This window comes from Klebsiella sp. V115_8 (genome assembly GCF_029967715.1).
Lineage (GTDB): Bacteria > Pseudomonadota > Gammaproteobacteria > Enterobacterales > Enterobacteriaceae > Klebsiella > Klebsiella quasipneumoniae.
This window is the reverse complement of record NZ_JASCAR010000042.1, coordinates 85096-91825: the sequence shown is the minus strand read 5'-3', so window position 1 is coordinate 91825 and position 6730 is coordinate 85096. Positions and strand designations below refer to the sequence as shown.

Genomic DNA, 6730 nt, shown 5'->3' with positions numbered 1-6730 from the left:
AATGTACGCTGAAATCACACGCGACAGACGCTTTTTGCCGGAGTGAGAAAATGGCAATCCAATAACCGTATCTGCAACACACGCATCCCTGTTACGCCGCCATTTTGCCGGCTGGCGCTACGCTTACCCGGCCTACGGATGTAGCCCGTAAGCCCAGATACGGTAGGCCCGCGCAAGCGCAGCGCCGCCGGGCAAGCGTTCATTACCTCCCAGGCGATCCTGTTGCACGGTTAGTTTGCCGGGTGGCGCTGCGCCTTACCCGACCTGCGGATGCCGCCCGTAAGCTCATCAGCGCAAAATAATTAACCGGAAGCGCAGGTTCGATTAACACTTAATACGTTGTTTCTGTCTGAGCCGACTCCTGCAGCGCCTGCAGAATATTGGCCGCGGCAGCGGTCCCCATTTTCACGTAAGAGGCATCGCTTACGCCGCCCACATGCGGAGACAGAATCACATTATCGATCGCCTGCCAGATGTGGGGCGTGGTTAATGGTTCACTGTTAAAGCTGTCGAGCGCCGCCCAGCGCAAGGTCCCCGCTTTTAATGCCGCGGCCAGCGCCGCATCGTCAATCAACCCGCCGCGCGCGGTATTGACCAGGATGGCGCCCGGCTTACACTGCGCCAGCGTGGCGGCATTGATCATTCCCCTGTTTTGTTGCGTCAAGGGGCAATGAAGGGACAGCACATCGGCCTGCCTGAGCAGATCGTTAAGTTCAGCAACACGTTCACATCCCGGCGGGACCGCTTTCGCATAGGGATCGTAAGCCAGGACCTTCATACCAAAGGCACAGGCAATCTTCGCCACCCGGCTGCCAATGGCGCCCAGGCCGATGAGTCCCAGCGTTCTGCCCTCAAGCTCAAGCGATTTATGCGTGGATTTATCCCAGTGCCCTTCACGCAGGCGGCGGTCGAGCGGAATGACCGACTTAGCACAGGCCAAAATTAATGCCCAGGTATGTTCGGACACCGCGGCGGCATTCGCCCCGATCGCTGCGCGAACCAGAATGCCGCGCGCGGCAGCCGCCTCGGCGTCAATAACATCAATGCCGCTGCCATGTTTGGCAATCACCTTCAATGCCGGGGCGGCATCCATAACGGCGGCAGTAATGTGGCCATAGCGCACCAGGATCGCGACGGGATTGTGCTGCTGGCACAGAGCGATCAGCTGGGCCTCTGTAGGCTGGCGGCCGGCAAAGACAAGTTCGTAATCTTCCAGCATCCCCAGTGCCGCGTCAGCCAAATCGCTGCCGGTAATCAGTACCACGTTTTTAGCACTCATGGCAGCGTCTCCCCTTCGCTCAGCATCCCCGCCTGACGCAGGGCGCCCTCCAGCCAGTGCGGACGTAGATCGCCATCGCGGATAGCAACCAGACGTTTTGCTTCCATCTCCAGTTTGCCTTTCGCCAGTTCGATGATGGTGCGGACTTCCTCGCGTGGGATAACGACCACGCCGTCAATATCCCCGACCACTAAGTCCCCCGCCTGCACCGCGGCGCCGCCGACCGAAATGGCATGATTGACCCGGCCAGGAATGAACTTGGTCGGGCCGCACGGGTTCAGGCCGGCAGCGAACACCGGGAAGCGTTGTTTGCTTAAGGTCTCCGCATCGCGAACGGCGCCATCGATAACGATCCCGGCGATACCGCTGGCCTGCGCCTGCGTGGCCATGATCTCCCCCAGCAGCGCGCAGGAGAGATCGCCTTTCCCGTCGATCACTAATACATCGCCAGGTTTAGCGACGGCCATCGCGGCGTGAATAGCCAGGTTATCCCCCGGGCGAACCTCGACGGTAATCGCCGGCCCGGCGACCGCCATATGCGGCGCCAGCGGCTTGATGCGGCCATGTAATGTGCCACGGCGTCCGGCCACGTCAGCCAGAATGGCGGCCTGAAATTCGGCGGCCTGACGGACTTCTTCCGCGGTAACACGCGCAATAGCAAAATTGATGAGTTTCTGTTGCGAAGCAGGCATGGTGACTCTCCATTTGTTTTACTAGATACAACTCATGTGTACTATATAAAACAACTATACGTGCATTGCTTCGCTTTTCGCCAGTGTTGCGAAGTTGTTTGTGATGTAAACACGAAGTTACTCACAAAATTCAGGTACAATTTTGTTCGGCAAAAAGGAGAACATGATGGGGAATGAAGGCGTAATTGCCGTTGAAAAGGCGCTGGCTTTACTTGATTGCTTCCGTCCCGGTAATGACAGTCTGACGTTAACGGAGCTGGCCCAGCTTTCGGGATATCACAAAACAACCGTTTATCGCCTGATGAATTCGCTTGAGCGAATGAACTACATCATCCGGCACGACGATGGCACCTATACGCTCGGCCACCGTCTGCTCTATCTTGGCAAGCTCTATGAGCAATCATTTGAACTTGCCAGAGTGGTACAGCCGGAATTGCAGGCGCTGTCGCAGGCCTCCAGCGAAAGCGCAAGCTGGTATGTGATTGAGGGCGGACAACGCCTGTGTCTGTTCCGCGCCGAAGCCTCCCAGGGATTGCGCCACAGCAACCTGCCTGGCAGCCAGTTCCCGCTGGATGGTTCCGCTATCAGTAAGGTTTTACGCCGCTGGGGATTGAGTGAATCGTTGCCGGAAGACGAACCGACGCTGCCGTTCTATACCTCCGGCGCGCGCGACCCGCACACCGCGGCCTTCGCCATGCCAGTGTTTGGCGTCCACGATAAACTGATCGCGGCGCTGGCCCTGACCGGGCCGGCATCGCGTCTGACGGAAGATCGTAAAGCGAGCGGCATCAGCCAGCTCATGCAGGAGACGGCCAACCGCCTGTCGCTCAAGCTAGGCGCCAGCAAGACATTCTGCGAAACGTTTTACGGTGTGAAAGAGTAAGCTTTGCTGAGAAGGCGGGAAAAATCCCGCCTTTGCTTATTAATGGGTCATCTGTTTTTCCTGCCTGGCCGTCTGCGAGTAACGGCGCCCCATGGCCAGCACCGCAATGCCGCCTGCCAGACACAAGCCTGCTAGCGGGAGCATCGCCAGCGTATGGCTTCCTGTCCGTTCGCTAATCATGCCGTAGGCATTCACCATCACCGCGCCGCCAATCAGGTTGGCGATCGCCCCGATGGCCGCCAGCCCGGCGGCGGCTGAGGTGCTGCTCATCCAGCCCGACGCCAGCGCCCAGAAGGGCCCCTTCATCGCATAAGCGCCAATCAGAATGGTGCTGAGGATCGCAATGGTGGCCGGCAGCGACAGATTGATAAACGCCGCAAACACACCGCCCGCGATCATAAAGAGGGTGAGCGCCGTGTGCCAGCGGCGTTCATTACTTCGATCCGAACTGCGCCCCCAGACAATCATCAGCACCGAGGCCAGACCATAGGGGATGGCATTAAGCAGCCCGGTGGTCAGGTTATCCAGATGGAACGACTTCAGCAGCTGGGGAGACCAGACGCTAAGGGTCGTGCCGGCAGAAGAGGCGCCGGCGTAAATCAGCGCCATGAGCCAGATTTGACGATGCTTCAACAGTTGCCAGGTGGAGGTGTGGCCGATCTGTTTCTGCTGTTGGCGCTCCGCCTGAAGCGTGTTTTCCAGCCATGCTTTCTGACGATCGTTTAACCAGCCAGCCTGGTGTGGACGGTCCCGCAAGATGAAAAACGCGGCTATCCCCAGCAGGACCGCCGGCAGCCCTTCAATAATGAATAACAGATGCCAGCCGCGCAGGCCTAACCACCCATCCATCATCAGTATCAACCCGGAAAGCGGGGAACCGATAAAGTTAGCCAGCGGAATGGCCACCATAAACGAGGCGATGATCCGCGCCCGGTAGCGCGACGGGATCCACCAGGTCAGATAGAGCACCACGCCCGGGAAAAAGCCCGCTTCGGCAGCCCCCAGCAAAAAGCGTACGATGTAAAGGGAGGTGGTATTTTGCACCAGCGCCATACACATCGATACCACTCCCCAGCTGATCATAATGCGCGGGATCCACAATCGTGCCCCCACCTTCTGCATCGCCAGGTTGCTGGGTACTTCAAAGATAAAGTAGGCCACAAAATACAAGCTGCTGGCGAAGCCGAAAGCCGCCTTACTCAGGCCCAGATCCTGATTCATCTGCAGCGCCGCCATGCCTATGTTGCCGCGGTCAATAATCGATACCAGGTAGCTCACCACCAGGAAAGGCAGGATGCGCCAGATAACCCGTCGCATGGTTTCTTTTTCCAGCGCGTCGTTATCGCTCGCGCGGTGCGGTAATTGATCGGTCATGGTTTCCTCGCAGGGTTTCATTATGTTTATCAGGAAAACGATGTAGAGATGAAATAAGTTACTTCAGCTTGATGCCTCTGGTTTCCGGCGCTCGCCACACCACCAGCATCGCCGCAAGGAAAGCAACCACGGTCGTCGCCAGTCCCGCGGTGAAACCGCCAGCGTTGGCGACAGCGCCAATCAGTAGCGGCGCAATAAATCCGCCCAGACGGCCTCCGTTATAGGCGAGCCCCATCAGGAAGCCCCGGGATGAGGTGTCCCCGATGATTTCCGCCAGGAAGGGTCCCGAGCCCGCAAAAATACCGTTAACCCCGAAACCGGCCATGAAAATCGCCACCATCAGAATGAAGGGTTGCGTGGTCACAAGGTACAGCGCGACGGCAATGGCGCCGGTTAACAGATAAATCAGGAACATCGGACGGCGTCCCCACTTATCCGCCAGCACCGAAAACACCAGAAAACCCGCGATGGCCCCAGCCTGCAGCGCAAGTACAAACTTCAGGCTGTGCAAAAAATCCAGATGTTTGACTTCCCGCAGATAGGTGGGTGTCCAGGTAAATACGCCCCAGAACAGATACTGAATAAAAAAGATAAAGACAAAGGCCAACAGCAGACCTCGCAGATTCTGTTTACCCAGCTTGACGGCAGGTTGACGACTCGTCGCCTTCGCCTGTTGACGAGCAAGCCAAACCTGCGATTCCGGAGTGAACCAGGCGACCACACTCATAATGAATACCGGCAGCGCGCCGATCATAAACAGATAGCGCCATGCACCCTGCTCCAGGCCGCCGTTAACCGAGCTGACGATTGCCGTCAGGCTGATAGCCAGAATCGCGCCAACAGGTAAGCCCATTTGCATCAACGCGCCGCCGCGCGCGCGCCGTTCAGGTCGCCAGGTTTCAGCAATCAGCGCCGCGCCCGAGGTCCACATTCCGCCCATACCCAGCGCGCCGCAAAAACGTAAAAGCGCGAAATGTTGTTGATCGTGCGTAAAGGCTAACAGGCCGGAAAAGAGTGAATAGATGGCGATACAGATCAGCGCCGTTTTCACACGCCCAATTTTATCGGCGATAAAACCAAACAGGATCCCGCCAATAATCTGCCCCCCGGCCGTGACGCTGATAAACAGCCCAAGCTCGGTTTTATTAATACCGAACACCACGCCCAGCACTGGCAACAGCAATGAAAGCAGAAAGGAGTCGTAGCTTTCAAATGTCCAGCCAAGGCCGCCCAGCGCCAGCGTCCGCCTCTCAGCGACGCGTTGTGGCAATGCGTCAGGCGTCGCTTTAGTCGCAGTAAATTGATTTAGCTCGCTTTTACTGGTCATTGATATTCTCCACAGAGGTTAACCGATAACAGGTTGCGGCGGTACGCCAGAACAACTGCGCCTGTTCGTCAGGGGACGCCTGTTGCGCCAGGCGTTTGCAGGCGTTCCAGAAAACGCCGTAGCTGAACATGCCTTTATCGACGGGAAAGTTGCTGGCGAACATGCAGCGTTCGGCACCGAAAAGAGAAACGATGGTCTCAAACCACGGCATCCATGCCTGTGCCAGCATTTGCGAATCCGGTGGCGTCTCTGCCGCTGCGAAGTGAAATCCCCTGACCGTCATCCCAAAGCCGCTAATTTTTACGCATACGTTCGGCAGTTCCGCCAGACGTCGCATACCGTTTCGCCACTGCTGAAACATGTCCGGATCCCGTTCTGAACAGGGTCCAACGCCGACCGGCCCGCCGCAGTGATCGATCACAATCTGTAACGTTGGTATTTCCCGCGCCAGATCGGCAATCTCCTCCAGCTGCGTGTGGTAAACCCATACATCGAGCGACAATGCATGCCTCGCGAGACAGGCAGCGCCCCGGCGGAACGGAGCGCTCTGCGCCAGGCCTGCCGGTGGCGTAACCGGGCTGGAGGTAACCCGCGGATCGGGATGCCAGGCCAACGGATTGCGCATCCCACGCAGCCGCCCGCCGGATAACGCTATCGCGCGCTCAATGGCAGGCTGCATCGCGTCCCCCGCCAGTAAACTGAGCCCGCCGATGATGGCTTCGCATCCGAGCGCGTTTGCATAATGTCCGCTGGCGAACATCGCGGCGATACCGCTGGCAAACTCGATTTCACCAAGCGGTTTAAGCGTCTCCGGCCCGTCGCGACGCAACATAGAGCGGCATTGCACATAGACCGATGAGACAACGCGATGCCCTGAGGTCTGGATATCGTCGCTGAACTCATGGGTGAGATAGCGGCCGGTTTGCCGATCCCAAAGATGATGATGCGCATCAATGATGGGCAGCTCGGGTTGTAATGGCGCTTCACGATGTAACGCAAGCCACTCGTTTCTGACCGCAAGGTGCGGCGCGGTAACGATCTCCATGAACACCTCGTTTTGTTTTACCCTGTACAACAGTGTTTTATTTTACAAAACTACTATAACGAGGCCGCCGTGTTTTTATCCAGTTAACGATTGGTTTAAATGATGTAAATAAGAGGTGAATCACAGATGT

The 6730-nt window shown here is 57.4% G+C and carries 6 protein-coding genes; 1 reads left to right on the top strand and 5 read right to left on the bottom strand.

The window, feature by feature from the left end; genetic code table 11:
* Positions 1 to 331 precede the first annotated feature (331 nt).
* Both QLG03_RS19520 and QLG03_RS19515 read right to left on the bottom strand, forming a co-directional pair.
* A complete protein-coding gene (locus QLG03_RS19520; RefSeq protein WP_044524486.1) occupies positions 332 to 1279 on the bottom strand; it encodes a hydroxyacid dehydrogenase in 948 nt (315 codons plus the stop codon).
* Positions 1276 to 1971 carry a diguanylate cyclase gene (locus tag QLG03_RS19515; RefSeq protein WP_032453868.1) on the bottom strand — a complete coding sequence of 232 codons (696 nt, stop codon included), beginning with the start codon at positions 1969 to 1971 and terminating at the stop codon, positions 1276 to 1278. The genes QLG03_RS19520 and QLG03_RS19515 overlap by 4 nt, the downstream gene beginning before the upstream one ends.
* Positions 1972 to 2137: 166 nt before the next feature.
* On the opposite strand from QLG03_RS19515, the gene QLG03_RS19510 reads away from it, so the two are divergent.
* Complete coding sequence (locus tag QLG03_RS19510; RefSeq protein WP_205425744.1) at positions 2138 to 2854, top strand: IclR family transcriptional regulator; 717 nt, start codon at positions 2138 to 2140, stop codon at positions 2852 to 2854.
* A 39-nt stretch (positions 2855 to 2893) separates the two neighbouring features.
* Here QLG03_RS19510 and QLG03_RS19505 read toward each other — a convergent pair whose 3' ends face one another.
* From QLG03_RS19505 to QLG03_RS19495, 3 genes are read right to left on the bottom strand one after another with little or no spacing between them, the layout of a single operon-like run.
* A complete protein-coding gene (locus QLG03_RS19505) occupies positions 2894 to 4228 on the bottom strand; it encodes an MFS transporter (RefSeq protein ID WP_023290782.1) in 1335 nt (444 codons plus the stop codon).
* Between the two features lie 58 nt (positions 4229 to 4286).
* Positions 4287 to 5555, bottom strand: a complete 1269-nt coding sequence (locus QLG03_RS19500; protein WP_023290783.1) for an MFS transporter — start codon at positions 5553 to 5555, stop codon at positions 4287 to 4289.
* Positions 5545 to 6600 carry an amidohydrolase family protein gene (locus tag QLG03_RS19495; RefSeq protein ID WP_032453872.1) on the bottom strand — a complete coding sequence of 352 codons (1056 nt, stop codon included), beginning with the start codon at positions 6598 to 6600 and terminating at the stop codon, positions 5545 to 5547. Before QLG03_RS19495 ends, QLG03_RS19500 begins: the two co-directional genes overlap by 11 nt.
* Positions 6601 to 6730: the final 130 nt, after the last annotated feature.